A 16639-nucleotide genomic window follows, 5' to 3' on the forward strand; every position below is an offset into this window, starting at 1 on the left:
CTGCCTCAGCCCCGGGTGAGCTTCTTGTAGGTGGCGCGGTGCGGACGGGCCGCGTCCGGACCGAGCCGCTCGATCTTGTTCTTCTCGTAGGTCTCGAAGTTGCCCTCGAACCAGAACCACTTCGAGTCGCCCTCGTACGCCAGGATGTGCGTGGCGACCCGGTCCAGGAACCAGCGGTCGTGGGAGACGACCACGGCGCAGCCCGGGAAGTCGAGCAGCGCGTTCTCCAGCGAGGAGAGGGTCTCGACGTCGAGGTCGTTGGTGGGCTCGTCGAGCAGCAGCAGGTTGCCGCCCTGCTTCAGGGTGAGCGCCAGGTTCAGCCGGTTGCGCTCACCGCCGGAGAGCACACCGGCCGGCTTCTGCTGGTCCGGGCCCTTGAAGCCGAACGCGGAGACATACGCGCGGGACGGCATCTCGACCTGGCCCACGTTGATGTAGTCCAGCTCGTCGGAGACCACGGCCCACAGCGTCTTCTTGGGGTCGATGTTCTCGCGGCTCTGGTCCACGTACGAGATCTTGACGGTCTCGCCGACCTTGATCTGGCCTGAGTCCGGGGTCTCGAAGCCCTGGAGCATCTTGAACAGCGTGGTCTTGCCCGCGCCGTTGGGGCCGATCACGCCGACGATGCCGTTGCGCGGAAGGGTGAAGGAGAGGTCGTCGATGAGGACCTTGTCGCCGAAGGCCTTGCTGAGGTTCTCGACCTCGACCACGACACTGCCCAGGCGGGGGCCCGGCGGGATCTGGATCTCCTCGAAGTCCAGCTTCCGGGTCTTCTCGGCCTCGGCGGCCATCTCCTCGTAACGGGCCAGACGGGCCTTGGACTTGGCCTGCCGCCCCTTGGCGTTGGAGCGGACCCACTCCAGCTCTTCCTTGAGCCGCTTCTGGCGCTTGGCGTCCTTCGCGCCCTCGACCTTCAGACGGGAGGCCTTGTTCTCCAGGTAGGTGGAGTAGTTGCCCTCGTAGGGGTGGGCGCGACCGCGGTCGAGCTCCAGGATCCACTGGGCGACGTTGTCCAGGAAGTACCGGTCGTGGGTGATGGCGACGACGGTGCCGGCGTACTTGGCCAGGTGCTGCTCCAGCCACTGCACGGACTCGGCGTCCAGGTGGTTGGTGGGCTCGTCGAGCAGCAGCAGGTCGGGCGCCTCCAGCAGCAGCTTGCAGAGCGCGACGCGGCGCTTCTCACCACCGGACAGGGTGGTCACGGCCCAGTCGCCGGGCGGGCAGCCCAGCGCGTCCATGGCCTGCTCCAGCTGGGCGTCGAGGTCCCAGGCGTTGGCGTGGTCCAGGTCCTCCTGGAGCTTGCCCATCTCATCCATCAGCGCGTCGGAATAGTCCGTGGCCATCAGCTCGGCGATCTCGTTGAACCGGTCGAGCTTGCCCTTGATCCCGGCGACGCCGTCCTGGACGTTCTCCAGCACGGTCTTGCTCTCGTCCAGCGGGGGCTCCTGGAGCAGGATGCCGACGCTGTAACCGGGCGAGAGGAACGCGTCACCGTTCGACGGCTGCTCCAGACCGGCCATGATCTTCAGCACAGTGGACTTACCGGCACCGTTCGGGCCGACCACACCGATCTTCGCACCGGGCAGGAAGCTCAGGGTGACGTCGTCAAGGATCACCTTGTCGCCGTGCGCCTTGCGCGTCTTGCGCATGGTGTAGATGTACTCAGCCAAGAGAAACCGTCCGGCGATATGTGAGTGGGCAGATGGATTCCATCTTGCCTGACCGCCACCCCGGGAACGAAACCCGTATCGTCAGGCTGCGCTGACCTGCCTGTTCGCTGTCCATACAGGTAGTCATCCCATCGCCCTTCGTGGTCGGGCAGGCCTCAGTCACCGGCAGGCGGCGTCTGCTTCCGGCGCACCAGGACGATCACGGCACCGCCCACGAGCACCAGGGCGATCGCCACGCCCGCTATGACCGGGGTGATGCCTGACGAGCCAGTGGCGGCCAGGTTCTCCCCACCGGCGTCCGCGCCCATCAGAGCCGGGCTGGGCCCCGAGGACGGCTGGTCGGGCACTGGTCCCGCCTGGCCGGTGGTCTTGCAGTCCAGCACACCCTTGACGGTCTTCGAGAAACCACCGGGCCCGGTGATCGTGAAGTCGTAGGCCCGGTCCTCCGGCAGCGGGACGGTGACGGTGCGGGTCTCACCGGCGGCGATGGAGTACCTGAGGCCCAGCAGCTCGAAGGTGAACGGCTGGTCTCCCGTGTTGCCAGCAGTGATGTCGACCCCGCCCTTGGCGCAGTTCTTCCTCGCCGACAGCGCCGGTATCGGACCGCTTTTGCCCCAGGCGGCCGTCACGGTCGCGGAGACCGTGGACCGGCTGGACCCGGCAAGGATCTGTGTCTGGCTCCTGGTCGCCCCGGCGAAGGCCCGGCCGACCGGGACCGATGTGGTCGCCTGGAGGGAGAGCGAGGCCGTGCCGTCAGCGGCACCGGAGGGTATGTCGAGGTAGAGCTGGCTGCCGTCGACCGCGGAGGTGACGGGCGCGCCGTCCTTGGCGACCACCTTGATGCCGGTGGCGGCGGCGTCGGCGGGCGGAGTCACCGTGACGCGGTCGGCGTCGGTCCGGACCGTGATCGGTCCCAGCCGCCCGCCAGCCTTCCCGGAGACGGCGTTCGGTTGCAGGCTGAGCGAGGCACGCGGTTCGCCGAGGCCCTTCGCCTTCTTCTCGAGCCAGTCGGCGAGCTTTTCGGCCGCCGGGTCGACCGCCTCGACATCGACGCCGTCCGAGTAGCGCCAGATCGCGACCTGGGTGCCCGCGGCTGCCGTCCGCTCGGTCAGCGCCCCGGCGCCCGCCCGGTCGGCGAGCGCCGTGAGGTCGTCGACCTGCGGGTAGGAGTGCAGCAGGATCCAGCGGATCCTGCCCGCGTTCATGTTGGCACCGAGCGAGGTCTGGTTCCAGGGCGTCTCCAGATACCTGGCCTGCTCCTGGGTGGGGTTGTGGATGTCGACGCAGTACGTCTTGAGGCTGCCGCCGCCGTCCACGGTCATCTCGAAGAGCCCGGCGGGCAGTTCCTGGTCCTGGCCCCCTTCGTGCAGCACCGCGCGATCGAAGGTGGTGAGTCCCCCGAGAGTGGCGGAGGCACCCCCCGTGTGCTGCGGGGCATCGTCGGCGGCAGCCGGTCCCGCGGCGCCTATCGAACCCGCCGCGAGCAGCGCCGACAGCAACGCCGTCGCAGCAAGCCTGACGGCTCCCCGCCCGCGTACGGAAAGCGCGGAGAGCGCCGCAGACGCAGAGGACGCAGAGAACGCAGCAAACACAGAATTCCCCTCCGGGCGAGGCCGTTCGCGTGGGATGCGTGGGGGGAAGTGCCTCGCCAAAAGACTCAAGTGCCCCGTGAGTACTGGAAAGCCTAGGGCGCAGCGCGACTTGGTGCCCCGTCATACCTTCAGATAACCGTTCCGAATCGGAATCGTTATCACCGCCTTCACATCCCTCAGTCGACTACCGTCAAATCTCCTCAACCGGAAGGTCAGAAGGGGGCACTGGCGGTCTCCTCACCGATGGTGACGATCGTCCTGTCCTCGGTGACGGCGCCTCCCCCGGGGCCCGGACCACCTGGCCCCGTACCGGCCGGGTCGCCCGTGTCGCGCCTGGCCACGCGGCGGAAGGCGGAGGTGCCCCGCGACAGGTCGTGACCGGCCGCCACGGCGTCGATGTCGACGAACGTCCGCCGCTGTCCCTCCCGCTCCTCCTCCCGGATCCGCAACCGGCCCCGCACCACCAGCGGTTCGCCGACAGTCACCGAAGCCGCGAGGTTCTGCCCGAGGCCCCGCCAGGCCCACACGTTGTAGAAGCTGGTGGCGCCGTCGGCCCAGAACTCGCGCTGGCGGTCCCAGCGGCGGGAGGTCACCGCGAAGCGGAACCGCGCGTATCCGCCGCTCGCCGACTCCCGGTAGTCCACCGCAGTCGCCACATTGCCCACCAACGTGACCATCGTCTCGTTCATGTCCGATCCCCTCCGTGTGCTGCTGAAGACTCGCTGACGGGTCCCATGCTGGATCGGCGCGCCGATTCCCGCCGGGGTCTGTGGAAGCCCTCGGGGTTGTGGAAAACCCCGCCACCCTTTCGGGTGACGGGGCATCGGCAGAACGTGAATGTCCGTCGCGCGTGTTCAGCGTCTCGACACCGTCACGTACTGGTCCCGCACCTCCCGGTAGCGCAGCAGCTCGGCCGCGACCGGATCCAGCACCCGGGCCCTCCCGCACGCCGCGGCGGCCTCCTTGAGGCGCCGCTCCGCGTCCTGGCCGTATCTGTGCGCGGGCCCCTTCGCGGCGCTCGCACACGCCCACTCCACCAGCGGCCCGCCGATGATCCCCGTCAGCATCAGCAGTACCGGGGGGATCAGCAACGGATCCGTGACGCCGACGATCTGGCCCACCAGCCACAGCCCGCCGCACACCTGGACGATCGTCATCATCGCCTGGGCCAGTACCGCGGCAGGCCACCAGGCCGGCCGGGGTGGCCGCGCGTTCGGGGTGCCCAGCGTGACGGCCAGTTCGTCGAGCGCCTCCGGCAGCCCCTCGGCCCCCCGGACCGCCGCCTCCCGCACGGCCTGCGCCCAGGGCGCGGGCAGTCCGTGTGCGGCCTCGTCCGCGACGACACGTACGGCCTGTTCGACGCGCTGACGTGCCGTGAGCTCCTCCTCGACCGGCTCCAGGGGCTGCGGAAGCCCGCCGCCGGGGGTGCGGACGCGCTCGAACCAGCGCCACAGCCGCAACCACGGCGTGCCGCAGGCCCGGCCCGCGCTCCTGCGCCACCGGCGTTCGGCCTCCTCGCCCACCGCCGTGGCCCCGACCGCGACCGCCAGCCGGGCGGAGAAGTCGTCCCGGGCCCGTTCGCTCAGCCCCGCGTGACCGTCGGCTACGTACACACGACGCAGCTCCTTCGCGGCGGCGTCGACGTCGGCGGAGATCCGCCTGGCCGCGGCGGTGCGATCCTGCACGAAGCGCCCGAGCATCTCCCGCAGATCGGCGACGCCCTCACCGGTGACGGCCGACAGGGCGAGCACGGTGGCACCGGGCTCTCCGTGTTCGCCGACGGCCATGCCGTCCTCGTCGAGGAGCCTGCGCAGATCGTCCAGCACCTGGTCCGCCGCCTCGCCGGGCAGGCGGTCGATCTGGTTCAGCACCACGAAGCTGACCTCGGCGTGCCCTGCGAGCGGCCTCAGATAGCGCTCGTGCAGCGCGGCGTCGGCGTACTTCTCGGGGTCGACGACCCAGATGACCGCGTCGACGAGTTTCAGCACCCGGTCCACCTGGTCCCGGTGCGCGGTCAGCGCAGAATCGTGGTCGGGCAGATCCACGAGCACCAGGCCCTGGAGTGCCTCGTCGCCCGATCCGCCCGCCAGCGGCCTGCGCCGCAGCCGCCCGGGGATGGCGAGCCGGTCGAGCAGTCCGCCCGCCCCTTCGGACCAGGCCAGGGAGATCGGGGCGGATGTGGTGGGCCGGCGCAGTCCGGTCTCCGAAATGGGCACCCCGGCCAAGGCGTTGAACAGCGTCGACTTACCGCTTCCGCTGGCTCCCGCGATGGCGACGACGGTGTGCTCCGACGACAGCCGCTGCCGCGCCGCAGCCTCGTCGAGCACCCGTCCGGCCTCTTCGAGCGCCTGGCCCTCGATTCGGGTACGGGACAGGCCCACGAGCTCACGGAGGGCGTCGAGCCGGGTGCGCAGCGGGGCTGCGTACGGGCCGGGAACCGGGATGTGCGGCTCCCCCGCGGGGTCCTCCGGGGACGGCTCCGCGGCGCGGCGGGCGATCAGCCCGTCGTCCCAGCGCCCCTCGTCCGCGCCGGGCTGGCCGTCCGCCTGCTCGCCGTCCTCATGCCCTGGGTCCTTCCCCGTACCGGCCCCGGCGGCGACTGCGGGCCCCGCACCATCCGTTCCCGTCTCCGTTTCCGTCTCCGTGTCCGTCTGCGTTTCCGCCCTCGGAGCGGTCCCCGGGCGGTCCTCGGTCTCCCCAGTGACAGCGGTCATCGGCGGTCACCTTTCCTTCTGTAGTACGGACAGCGCGGCGATCAGCTCGGCTTGTGGTTCCGGGGACACTTCGAGGGCGTTCAGCGGGGCGAGCCGCCGGTCGCGTTCATCCCGCATGACGCCCTCGACACAGTCCTTCACCAGCTCACCGCCCTTGTCCCGCAGCCGCAGGGCGCTCTGGGCGCCGAGGCGCTCGGCGAGCAGTTCGCCCGCCGCCCGGGTCCGCCGGCCACCGAGCAGCGCGGCGGCGAGCAGAGCCGCGACGGTCTCGGGATCGGGCGCGGCCGACTTCTCCATGTCCCGTACCACCTCTTCGGTGAGTTCCTCCAGCACTCGCCGCCAGCGCCGTACGGCCATGCCGATCCGCTCCCCGCATTCCCGGTCGGCTCCCGCGAAGCCGCCTCCCACCGCGCCGGCCGCGGGCTCGTGGCGCCATGCCTCCTGGAGTCGCTCGTCGGCGGCTGCCACCGCGCAGTGGAGCAGTGCGGTCAGGCTCTCGGCGATCGCGTCGAGCACTTCTGCCGCCGAGCTGTCACGCGGGTAGCCGCGCCAGCGCGTACGGGCGTCTCCGGCGAGTACGGCGCCCCGGCCGAGCTGCTTGCGTACCCGTTCGGTCTCGCGGGCGTACGACTCGTCGAGGCTGCCGGAGAGGCGTACGGCGGCGGCGTACTGGGCCGCGACGGCGCCCGCGAGATCGGGCATACGGGCGGAGAGCGAGTCGATGACCCCGGCGGCCGTCCGCACCAGGGTCTCCCGGCGTGCCACGGGGTCCAGGGCCTGGTGCGCCAGCCAGTCTCTGAGCGCGGCGACTGCCGACTCCGGGAGCAGCCCGCTGCCGAGGCCGGCGGACTCGGGGAGTTCGGGGATGGTGAAGCGCGGTACGTGTCCGAGCCCGGCCTTGGTCAGGAGCGCCGCGTACTGCCGGGATACCTCGTTGACCATCTGGTGCGGCACCCGGTCGAGCACCGTGATCAGCGCGGCGTCGTACTGCTTGGCCGTACGCAGCAGGTGCCACGGCACGGCGTCCGCATAGCGGGAGGCGGTGGTGACCATGACCCAGATGTCGGCGGCGCAGATCAACTCGGCGGCCAGCATCCGGTTCTCGATGACGAGCGAGTCGATATCGGGCGCGTCGAGCAGCGCGAGCCCGGGAGGCAGTGCTCCTGAGGTCTCCAGCCGCAGCGCACCGCCCTCCGCCTGCTCGCGCTCCCCGCCGGGGGCCTCGGCGTCCTGCTGCGGAAGCCATACGCGGGTGAGGTGCGGCAGCACCCTGACCCCCGCGAACCAGTGGTGGTCATCCGGGTGGCACACGAGGACGGGCGTCCGCGTCGTGGGCCGCAGCACCCCGGCCTCGCTCACGCGCCGCCCCACAAGCGAGTTGACCAAGGTGGACTTGCCCGCCCCGGTGGATCCGCCGATCACCGCCAGCAGGGGCGCGTCGGGGTGCTTGAGCCTGGGCACCAAATAGTCGTCGAGCTGCGCGAGCAGCTCGTCCCTGGTCCGCCGGGCACGCGGCGCACCGGGGAGCGGTAGTGGAAGACGCACGGCAGCGACACGGTCGCGCAGGGCGGAGAGTGCGTCGATCAGCTGAGGCCGTACTTCCATGGTCACCACATGCGAAGAATGCCCAATTTTGGAGTCGTTTTGAAGCGTATGGCCACCCCTGCGCGCCGATCAGATGGGCGAAATGGCCGAGACAAGTGGGGCGCAGGCATAACGAGTGCACAACACCCGGGGCGACAGGCGAAAAAACCGCTGCAAGAATCGCACCTGCCTGCGATTATCGGTTCGCTTCACCGAACCTCCACATCGTGCCACGCAGGTGAAGCAACCGGGTCAAGGCGAATGGAGCCCTATCCTTGTCCCGGCAAGGTCACGGCCGACCCACCAGGGGCTCCAGGCCACCGAGGCCACATCCGGCCCCCGTAGCTCAGTGGATAGAGCAGGCGCCTTCTAAGCGCTTGGCCGCAGGTTCGAGTCCTGCCGGGGGCGCATCCGCGCCAGAGCTGCACGGCCCTCCCCCGGGAGGGCCTTTTTGCTGGTCAGAACGTGCCCAGAGCGCGCCGCCGTTGTCTCGGTCGTGGTGAGGAACTGCAGGGCAGAGCTGGACACCTCGACGCCGGTCGAGTGGACAGACCAGCGAAGCTTCTGGCGGAGACGGTTCTATCGGGCGAAATCCACATCTCCCCCGATCCGGTTCGGGGCCGCCGACCGCGCCGGGCCGGCAGCGGCCTCGGTGGGGGCTGTGGTCGACGGTCGTCAGGGCAACCGCAGGTCGGAGCAGCCGTGTTGCCTCGCTGACTGCTCGGCGAACGCCGTGAGTGCGTTTTTCTCGAAGTCACGGGCGGGCTTCCGCACGGGATAGGCGTCGTCGTCCGTGTCGAAGATCCGCCAGAGGGTGAAGAGCGCCCGCTCGGACGATCCGGGGCACTGGGCGGTGGCCCAGGCGTGGTTGCCGTCCTCGGAGAACCCGGCGGTCCTGCGCAGATCGGCGGGACCGGACATCTTGAGGCTCTTGGCGTAGGGCCCGTACACGGCGGACATGCCGTATCCGGGCCTGCCGTCCGGCGTGGCCAGGAAGCAGTCCGCGAGGGGAGCCTGCGGCTGCGACGCGGACTCCATGGCGTTCGGTACGCCGGAGCGCGTGGCGGCCGGGGCCAGGGAGCGCACCGGGGCGCACGTTCCGTCGGCCCGGGACAGGGGGCGGCTCGTGGTGAGGGGGTCGGCCGGAGTCGTCGTGATCGGTCCGCCCGGCGCCGCCGTGCAGTCGAACCTGTCCGCGGCGTTCGCCGCCGCCTGAGCGGTGGCCCGGGCGAGCGCGGTCCTTTCACCGCGGTCGCCCGGTCCTGCCCCGCCTGACAGCACGCTGCTGACCAGAAGGCTCTCGTCGTGACGATTGCGGCACTGCAACGCGATCGACACGCGGGACTGGCCGGACGCCGAGGTGATCGTCCCGGGCCAGCCGCCGCCCAGCGGGGCGGCGCTCCCCGTGGCCCCCCGGAGGTCCGCGCGGCCCGGGAAGAGGGAGGCGGCATCGGCGTCGCCGCCCCAGCGCACATCGAACAGGACAGCGGCCGTACCAGCGGATGTCGTGATGCCGCAGCGGGCGAGGCTCTGAGCCGGATCACCGAGGAGCGAGAGATCCCCCGCGCCGGACCTGGCCCGCCCCTTGCCGCCGAGGACCCGCAACGTGTCCTCGGGGGCGAGAACGCCCTCACAGGCGGCGCCGATGGCCCGTCCGCCGCGCCAGTCGTCGTAGGCGCCGGAGAGGTAGAAGGTCCCGGAACCCGCGAGGACGATGGCGAGGGTGACAGCGACGAGGGCCCGGCGAGTCTTGAGCTTCGTGAGTTTCATATGCGTCGTTCTGCTCCGGTGGTACAGGCGCGCGGCCCTGCTACATGTCGGTGCGCAGGGCCAGCAGCGCTTCGTCTCGCCCTTGCTTGTGCTTCAACTGCCCGTCTCCGACGAGAACCTTCGCGAAGTCGCTCTCCTTGTCATGCCCGTTGCTCTCGGCCCAGGAGGTGACCATTCCGTCCACGACCTTCTGGCCGGAGGTGAAAGTCTTGTAGTTCTCCTCCGTCGCCGCCGCGTTGATCTCGGCGATCCTGTCCTTCGTCGCCTCATAGGAGGCGAAGCCGAGGATGCGGTTGCCGATGTCGCCCGTCACGCCGTACTTGTCCGGAACGAAGTTGAGGGCCGCACCCGGCGCTGACGTCACAGCGTTGTTGAAGTCGTTGGTCCACTGTGTGTCCTTGAACCTCTTGTCGAAGGCGATGTCCCCGCGTACTCCGTCGTAGGCACCCATCGCGGCAGAGGCCTCCTGGATCCGCGCCTTGGTGGTGTCGTTGGTGGTGCTGTCCGGCATACCGGCGAAGGTGTCGAGTGAGTACTGCTTCTCCGCCCGGTACACCTGCCCGAACGCCTCGGGGTCGTCGGCGACTCCGCGCATCAGCTTCACCAACTGGTCCTTCGGGACGGACATATGAGTCTGCCCGTCCTCATCCGTCCACGCCTTGTCCGAGGTGTTGTAGGTGTTGTTGTCCAGACCGAGGATCTGATGCAGGTCGGGTGTGTAGTCCGTCATCAGGTTGGCCATCGGCTGTGTGAGGTTCTCGGGGAGCTTCTCCGCCTGGCCCGAGGAATTCAGCACGTTGATCGTGTCGTGCATGACCCTGGCCTGCGCGATGCTGTGCCCGCCCAGCTCATGGTCGGATCCCGGGACATAGCCGGTGGCAGCCGACTCGAGCACGGCGCCGAAGCCCGCACGGACGTCCTTGTCGAACGTGTCCGGTCCGATGCCCTCGACCTTGGCCTGGTCCTTGGTGGTATTGACGAGATCCCAGTCCCGCTCCTTCAGCAGGTACTCGAGATTGTCGTTCTTCGAGTCGGCGCCCGGGTCCAGGTAGGACGTGGCGGTCTTGGGATCCTCCGCCATGATGCCCAGCACACCGTCGAGGGGGTCGTTGGCGAACCAGCCGTCCTTGCTGCCGCTGAAATCCCCGCTCAGATCCCAGATGTCCGGGTCGCCGCCCTGCCCCTTGTCCTCGGCGTGGCGTATGTCGTCGGCCATGTCCTTGAGGAACTGCCCGGAGTAGCCGTCGCCGTGCTGCATCAGCGTGACCAGGCTCTGGTAGCCGCGCGCCTGCTGTCCATGACCGATACCGACCGCGATCTTGTCGCCGGCGGCGTCCAGGTCGAACTGCTGGACCCCGGCCTTCTTCAGATCGGCCCGGAAGTCCTTGTAGAACGTGGAGTCAGGGTCCTTCGTCGCGGTCGCAAGGGTCGTGGCGAGGCCCTTCTGGAGCCCCAGGTAGTCCTTCTTGTGGTCCTTGTCATCGAAGTACGCCAGGTCGTTGAGCCTGTTGGTGAACTTGAGCGTGTTCTGCGCGCCGAGGCCGTTGAGGAAGGTCTGGGTGAACTTCGTGTCGTCGGCGTTGTCGCGGAACGTACGCTGGAGTTCCGCCATGTCCGCGGCGGAGACCTTGTTGCCGTTGTTGATCTCCATGGCGATGGCGGCGGCGTGGTCGGCCTCGTACTCCTCGACGTCCGACTTGGCATGGCGGTTGAAGCCGTTCCAGGTGCCATCGGTGGCATCCCCGTCGATGACCGCTGCCTCAAGGGCTATCTTGACGCCGTCGTCGGCGTCGTTGATGTCCTGGACCGCGGCCTTGATGGCCTGGTTCCATTCACCCACGGCCGTGCGGACGGAATCCTGGTAGTCGCGGTCGTGGTGGTAGGCGGTGCGGCTGCCTTCATCCATCTTGTCGAAGTCGAACTCGACGACGCCCTGCTCCGACACCTTCATGCCGGCCTTGATGGCATCGTCATGCACCGCCTTGAGCTTGCCGCGCAACTCGGTGAACTGCTGGTACGCGTCGCGCAGCAGGGAGGCGATCGCCTTGGCTTCCTTCTGGGCCGCCTGGTACTCGCTCAGAGTGACCTTGAAACGGCTGCTGGCGGCGGACGCGGCCAGGCCCTGCCAGCTGAGACCGAGGGATATGTTCGAGACGTCCCGCTTGTAGTCGGCTTCGAGCTTCTTGAACTCGCCCGCCATCTCGTCGCATTTGTCAGCCGCGTTGGTCAGCGTGGACAAATCGGTGGTCATCGCTTCGTGGTAAGTCGGCATGTGCTCCCCCGTAGAGCTTATGACGTGGTGCGGCGGCGGATCAGAGGATGTCGAGCGTGGACGACTGGCGCACCTGCGACCTGATGCCGATGTCGTTGCTCTGGAACAGGATCGAGGTGTTGCGCAGCGCGGCCTTGTCCGCGCCGAGGCGGTCCACCAGCGCCTTGACCTGCTTCTCCCAGGTGCCGTGTGCCTTCTTCAAAGCGACTGAGGTGTCCCAGCCATGGCCGTCCTTGCCACTGAACTCCTTGACCGCGCTGTCCGTCTTGTCCTCCGCGACCTTGCCGGCCTTCTTCGTGTCCGGTTCGAGATGCTGCTCGATCGCGTTCGCGGCAGCCTTCTTCTCCGCCGGCGAGGACGCCAGATCTCCTATGCCGCCGCCACCCGCGGCGGGGGCCGCCTGGTTGAGCCGCGTCCCCGTGGGCTGCGCGGCCTCGTCGGCCTTCAACTGCTCCCACTCGTTCCACGCCATGGCGTGAACTCCTCTCCCATGTCGGCGTCAGGGCCGTGTCCAGCGGCGAGGCCGGGCGTTCGGAACTCGCCGGCCGGACCGGGGTCACCCGGAGGCCCTGAGGGCGATGCGAGGGCGGACGACACCGCGGGAAAGGGCTGTCGAAGGACTCGCCCGGGCCCTGGCACCTTCCCTCTCGCAAAGCCGAGGTCAGACGATCATCCTAGTAGTTGCCACCGTCGGAGCGCAGTCCTCTTCATCACCCACACAAAGGGCATAAGTCACTTACAGGGAGCGGGATTTACCCCCTCGGAAAGCACCCCGTGAGCAGCGAGGCACCGCGGATGCGTGCCCCGGGGGACTGCTCGGGTCCGTGGTGACGGTCGCGATGGCGACGACCGGCCGCGGACACCCCCTTGACGAGGCGTCCGCGGCCGGTCAGGCGTTCGGGTCGTGCCGTCGTGCTCTTCTGGTCAGACCCTGCCGTTGCTTCCACGGCGACGCTTGGCGATCATCAGCGCACCGCCGCCGAGTACGAGCATGCCGCCTGCCGCGGTAAGCAGCACGATCGGGGCTCCCGAGGAACCGGAGCTTGCGAGCTGGTCGCCTTCGTCCTCAGGGGCGGCGACGGTCTTGTCGCCCTTGTCGGCCCCCTCGCCGTGGCCACTCCCGTCGCCGGAGTCTCCCCGGGAGTCGCCGTCGCGTCCGCCTCCGTGCTCGGAACTACCGTGCTCGCGGTCACCTCCGTGCTCGGAACTACCGTGCTCACGGTCTCCCCCGTGCTCGGAACTACCGTGCTCACGGTCTCCCCCGTGCTCGGAACGCCCGTGCTCACGGTCACCGCCATGCTCGGGTCGGCCGTGCTCACGGTCTCCCCCGTGCTCGGGGCGGCCTTGGTCGGGACGGCCTTGGTCGGGACGTCCATGCTCGGGACGGCCATGGTCGGGACGGCCTTGGTCGGGACGGCCGTGGTCGTCGCCTCCATCGTCGCCGCCAGGACGCCCGGGCCCGTCCCCATCGCCATCGCCGTCCCCGTCACTGAGAACGGTGACGCGTGTGGACAGAGTCCCCCCGGATCCGCTGCGGACCAGCTGGAAGTCGTACTGCCCCGGTCGTGCGCTCCCGGGAATGACGACGCTGTCCGTCACCGTGCCGTTGGCATCGGCGACATGGGTGTCGAGCGGGATGATCGGACGGGGACCGTTCCCATTGCCGTCTCCGGACCCGTTCTGCGCTCCACTGCCGGTGTCGTCGTCCGCCCCGTCGTCGTACCCGTCACCGTCCCGGGCGCCGGTGCCGTTGGCAGGGTCACTTCCTGCCCCCTCCCGGTCGCCTTGGACGCCTGACCCGTTCGCATCACGGTTCGCGTCGTCGCGGTTGTAGTCGCTCCATGACGGCGAAGTGCTGGGCTCGGTGAAGGAAGGCGCTCCCGACCGGGGGATCGCGCGGATCGCTCCGCCCGCCGGTGAGAGCCGGGAGGAGACCTGTTCGTTGGTGTTGAAACCCGTCGCGACGAAATTGAGCACCTGACCGGGGGCCAGGGTGATGTCGTCGACCTGGAGGTCCAGCACGGGCGGGTACTGGGCGAATGCCGGTGCGGCAACGACCATCGGAGTGGCGGCGAGCAGGCTTGCGGCGGTGGCGACCATGGCCACACGCCATCCAGTGCGGCTGGGCATCGGGTTCGTGGCTCCTTCGGAGGGTGCTCGATGAGCGGTGGTCTGGGGGGTCGGAGTAGGGCGAGGCAAGCGCCCGTGTGCCCGGGAGTCGGTGCGCGGTGTGGTGTCAGGCCATGGCTCCGTGACCGCCTATGCACCTGAATCGACTCGATGCCCGAAATGCGCTCACGGCTGTGCCTCTCGCAGCGGTCCTCGGCTGTGGTGCGCGGTGGCACCGCACACCAGGCCACCGCCTCCCCCGGCGTCCCGGACAGGAGGGCGACTGGGCGCTCGGTGTGCGCACCCCAGCACTGAAGAAACGATTCTTCTCGCACCCGGCCTCTACCAACATCGCACTGATCACCCCTTGTCTCGTCCGGCGCCGTGGACCCCTGCCCGGCCACCGCCGCCCCGGAAGTGCGGGCGGCGTCCGGCCAGGACTCGCCAGGCGGGAAAGATCGCCCAAAGTCGAGCAACGTGATCAATAGACGTGAGGCCCCGCAGCCAAACAGGCTCGCCAGGGCGCTCCGCAGGATGGCGGAGCAGCTGCACTCGTGTGGCCCCCACGGACTCGTCCTCCGGGCCCGAATGTGATGTAGGGGCCAGGCAATCGCACCGTCGTCATGCGCCGTTCAGGCCGTTCAGGCCGTTGCGGGCGTGCGCCCACCAGCCGGCGCAGCCTGCCCACGAGCCGACGGGCGAGGCGCAGTCATGCGCGGTGGCGCAGCAAGCCGAGCCACACGGACGACACGACCTGCGCAAACGCTCATCCAGGGGGCAGCGACCGCCTGCGTCCGATCCCGCGCACCCAGTAGGCCACCACCAGCAGGACGAACCGCGTGTTGCCCACGGCATAGCGAAGGAACATGCGACGGGGTTCCTGGACCAGCCGGTGGCACCATTCGAGGCCCGCCCCGCGCATCCAGCCCGGGGCCCTGGTGCGGAGCCCGGCCACCACGTCGAAGGAGCCGCCCACCCCCACCACCAGGGGGCAGCCGAGTGCCTCCTGATGGCGGGCGAGGAAGCGTTCCTTGCGCGGGCTCGGGACGGCGACGAACAGGACGTCAGGCCGCGCCGCACGCACGGCGGACACCACATCCCGCTCCCGGGCGTCGTCCCAGTAGCCGTCCCGGTATCCGACCACCTGGACGCCCTGTGCGGCGGCGATACGAGCGGTCTCCTCCACCACCGGGCTCTGCGCACCGAGCAGATAGACCCGGTAGCCCTTGTGGGCGGCCTTCTGCCACAGCGCCAGTATGAAGTCGATTCCGGCCACCCGTTCGGGAAGCGGTCTGCCGAGGAGGCGGCTCGCCCAGACCACGGACTGACCGTCGGCGTTGACGAGCGAGCACGACCGGATGATCCGGGCCAGCTCCGGATCGTCATGCGCCTGGACCACCTTCGCCGCGTTCAGCACCACGTGCTGGTGCGGACCGCCGTCCGCGATCAGCGCCTCCGCGGCGGCCACGGAGCCCTCCAGCGTCAGCGGGTGCACCGGCAGTCCGCACACCGTCAACGGCCGCACCGGGTCCGTCGGAGCGACGGGCGTTTTCTCCTGGTGCGCTCCGGGTGTTCGCGCGCCCCCCGCCGTTCGCCGTGGAGTTCCGCTCACAGGTCCGCCTCCTGCCAGAACTCCGCGAAGGACGCCTCGACCCGGTCCGGGTCGTAGAGGGGACGCAGTTCCCTCCAGAGTTTCTGCTGCCGTTGCCGCACGCCGTCGATGTCGGTCATACAGACGCGGAGAAAGGCGGTGACCGAATCTACATCGCTGCCGATGCGCTCCACGCAGCCGCGGCTGAAGAGTTCGGCGCTGCCTGCGGACCAGGTCGCCGCCACGGCGCACCCCGCCTGAAGACCTTCGAGCAGGACGAAGGGAAGCCCCTCGGCCCAGCGGGCGGGAAGCACGAACACGTCGATCCGGCTCCAGAACGACAGGACGTCCGCCGGTTCGAGCACGCCGAGGTCCTGGTCCACGCACGCCATACGGCTGGTGGGGACATCGCTGCGAAATCCTGCGACGGTGAAACTGACCGGAGCGCCCGCATGCTTCAGTCGGGCGACCGCGTCGCACAGGATGTCGAATCCCTTCTGGCTGTGCATCGTTCCGATCCAGCCGATGCGAAGCGGCTGGCCTGTTCGGGAGGATGCCTGTGCCACTTCACGGGGCGTGCCGCCAGGAGGTGCGGGATTCCTGATCACATGTACCGACGCGGCACGGCATCCGGCGGCGTCGACCGCGGCGGCGACGGTCTCGCTCAGCACGAGCCAGTGGCTTCGTTCGAGTGTCTTCCGCAGTGCCCAACTCGACGCCAGGCGCGCCGGCAACTGGGAACCGTGCAGGTGAAGCACGGTGGAGCAGTTGAAAATCCTGGCGAGGACGACGATGAGGGAGTCACGCAGAAGTGGGAGCCCCCACTGGGAAATCGGCAGATAGACGGCTATCGGCGACTTCGTGGCGAGGGCGCTCGTGCATCGCCGTACGGCCCCGACGGCGGCGGTCGCCTTCGCGGGCCAGGCGGCGGCGATATGCATCGAGCCGGTGCGTTTCGCGGAAAGCGGCACCACGGCCACGACCCGGCAGGACGACTGCAGGACCGGTGTGAAGAAGTCGGCGGCCCGACCCATTCCTCCGAGCCCCGTGCTGTGCCGAAAGACGAGGACCGTCGGCCTCGGCGTCGACGACAGGCGTCTTCTGCGAATCGGAAACACCGCCTTCTAAGGTTCCATGCCCCATGCAGCTGGCGGCGAAATGCGCGAAGGCTCCGCGCCTTTGGCCGACCAACGGACCGAAGTCGGCGGCGCCGAAGCGATGTCATGACGCCCGCAACATCCCTCCATGACACCACTCTGCGATCAACGACACCAGCGCGACACGGGAGCGAAGGCAAGACGGTTGGATGCGCGCACCGATTCCGCGGGCCTGCCGAA

Annotated in this window: 11 protein-coding genes and 1 tRNA gene; 1 reads left to right on the forward strand and 11 read right to left on the reverse strand. The window is 69.2% G+C overall.

Annotated elements, in window-relative coordinates; genetic code table 11:
• Positions 1 to 5 precede the first annotated feature (5 nt).
• The 5 genes from ettA to ABZ532_RS05015 all read right to left on the reverse strand — a co-directional run bounded on the left by ettA (position 6) and on the right by ABZ532_RS05015 (position 7581).
• A complete protein-coding gene (gene ettA, locus ABZ532_RS04995; protein WP_361279646.1) occupies positions 6 to 1670 on the reverse strand; it encodes an energy-dependent translational throttle protein EttA in 1665 nt (554 codons plus the stop codon).
• 155 nt (positions 1671 to 1825) lie between these two features.
• On the reverse strand, positions 1826 to 3262 hold the full coding sequence (locus tag ABZ532_RS05000) for a Cys-Gln thioester bond-forming surface protein (RefSeq protein ID WP_361279647.1): 1437 nt from the start codon (positions 3260 to 3262) through the stop codon (positions 1826 to 1828).
• Between the two features lie 212 nt (positions 3263 to 3474).
• Positions 3475 to 3951, reverse strand: a complete 477-nt coding sequence (locus tag ABZ532_RS05005; RefSeq protein ID WP_361279648.1) for a single-stranded DNA-binding protein — start codon at positions 3949 to 3951, stop codon at positions 3475 to 3477.
• Between the two features lie 165 nt (positions 3952 to 4116).
• The gene (locus ABZ532_RS05010; RefSeq protein ID WP_361279649.1) at positions 4117 to 5976 is read right to left on the reverse strand and encodes a GTPase; all 1860 of its coding nucleotides are present in this window, start codon (positions 5974 to 5976) and stop codon (positions 4117 to 4119) included.
• A gap of 6 nt (positions 5977 to 5982) precedes the next feature.
• Positions 5983 to 7581, reverse strand: a complete 1599-nt coding sequence (locus ABZ532_RS05015; RefSeq protein WP_361279765.1) for a dynamin family protein — start codon at positions 7579 to 7581, stop codon at positions 5983 to 5985.
• 314 nt (positions 7582 to 7895) lie between these two features.
• Between ABZ532_RS05015 and ABZ532_RS05020 the strand changes: the two genes are divergently transcribed.
• Positions 7896 to 7968, forward strand: a tRNA-Arg gene (locus ABZ532_RS05020).
• Positions 7969 to 8235: 267 nt separating this feature from the next.
• Here ABZ532_RS05020 and ABZ532_RS05025 read toward each other — a convergent pair.
• The 6 genes from ABZ532_RS05025 to ABZ532_RS05050 all read right to left on the reverse strand — a co-directional run bounded on the left by ABZ532_RS05025 (position 8236) and on the right by ABZ532_RS05050 (position 16336).
• A complete protein-coding gene (locus ABZ532_RS05025; protein WP_361279650.1) occupies positions 8236 to 9330 on the reverse strand; it encodes a hypothetical protein in 1095 nt (364 codons plus the stop codon).
• Between the two features lie 40 nt (positions 9331 to 9370).
• Positions 9371 to 11581 carry a hypothetical protein gene (locus ABZ532_RS05030; protein WP_361279651.1) on the reverse strand — a complete coding sequence of 737 codons (2211 nt, stop codon included), beginning with the start codon at positions 11579 to 11581 and terminating at the stop codon, positions 9371 to 9373.
• 61 nt (positions 11582 to 11642) lie between these two features.
• A complete protein-coding gene (locus ABZ532_RS05035; RefSeq protein ID WP_361279653.1) occupies positions 11643 to 12074 on the reverse strand; it encodes a hypothetical protein in 432 nt (143 codons plus the stop codon).
• A gap of 452 nt (positions 12075 to 12526) precedes the next feature.
• Complete coding sequence (locus ABZ532_RS05040; protein WP_361279654.1) at positions 12527 to 13732, reverse strand: hypothetical protein; 1206 nt, start codon at positions 13730 to 13732, stop codon at positions 12527 to 12529.
• 745 nt (positions 13733 to 14477) lie between these two features.
• Positions 14478 to 15236: a WecB/TagA/CpsF family glycosyltransferase gene (locus tag ABZ532_RS05045; RefSeq protein WP_361279655.1), complete on the reverse strand. Its 759-nt coding sequence runs from the start codon at positions 15234 to 15236 to the stop codon at positions 14478 to 14480.
• Between the two features lie 83 nt (positions 15237 to 15319).
• Positions 15320 to 16336 carry a glycosyltransferase family 4 protein gene (locus ABZ532_RS05050; RefSeq protein ID WP_361279656.1) on the reverse strand — a complete coding sequence of 339 codons (1017 nt, stop codon included), beginning with the start codon at positions 16334 to 16336 and terminating at the stop codon, positions 15320 to 15322.
• Between the last annotated feature and the right edge of the window lie 303 nt (positions 16337 to 16639).

Source organism: Streptomyces sp. NPDC019396 (assembly GCF_040632375.1).
In the GTDB taxonomy this organism is placed as follows: Bacteria; Actinomycetota; Actinomycetes; order Streptomycetales; family Streptomycetaceae; genus Streptomyces.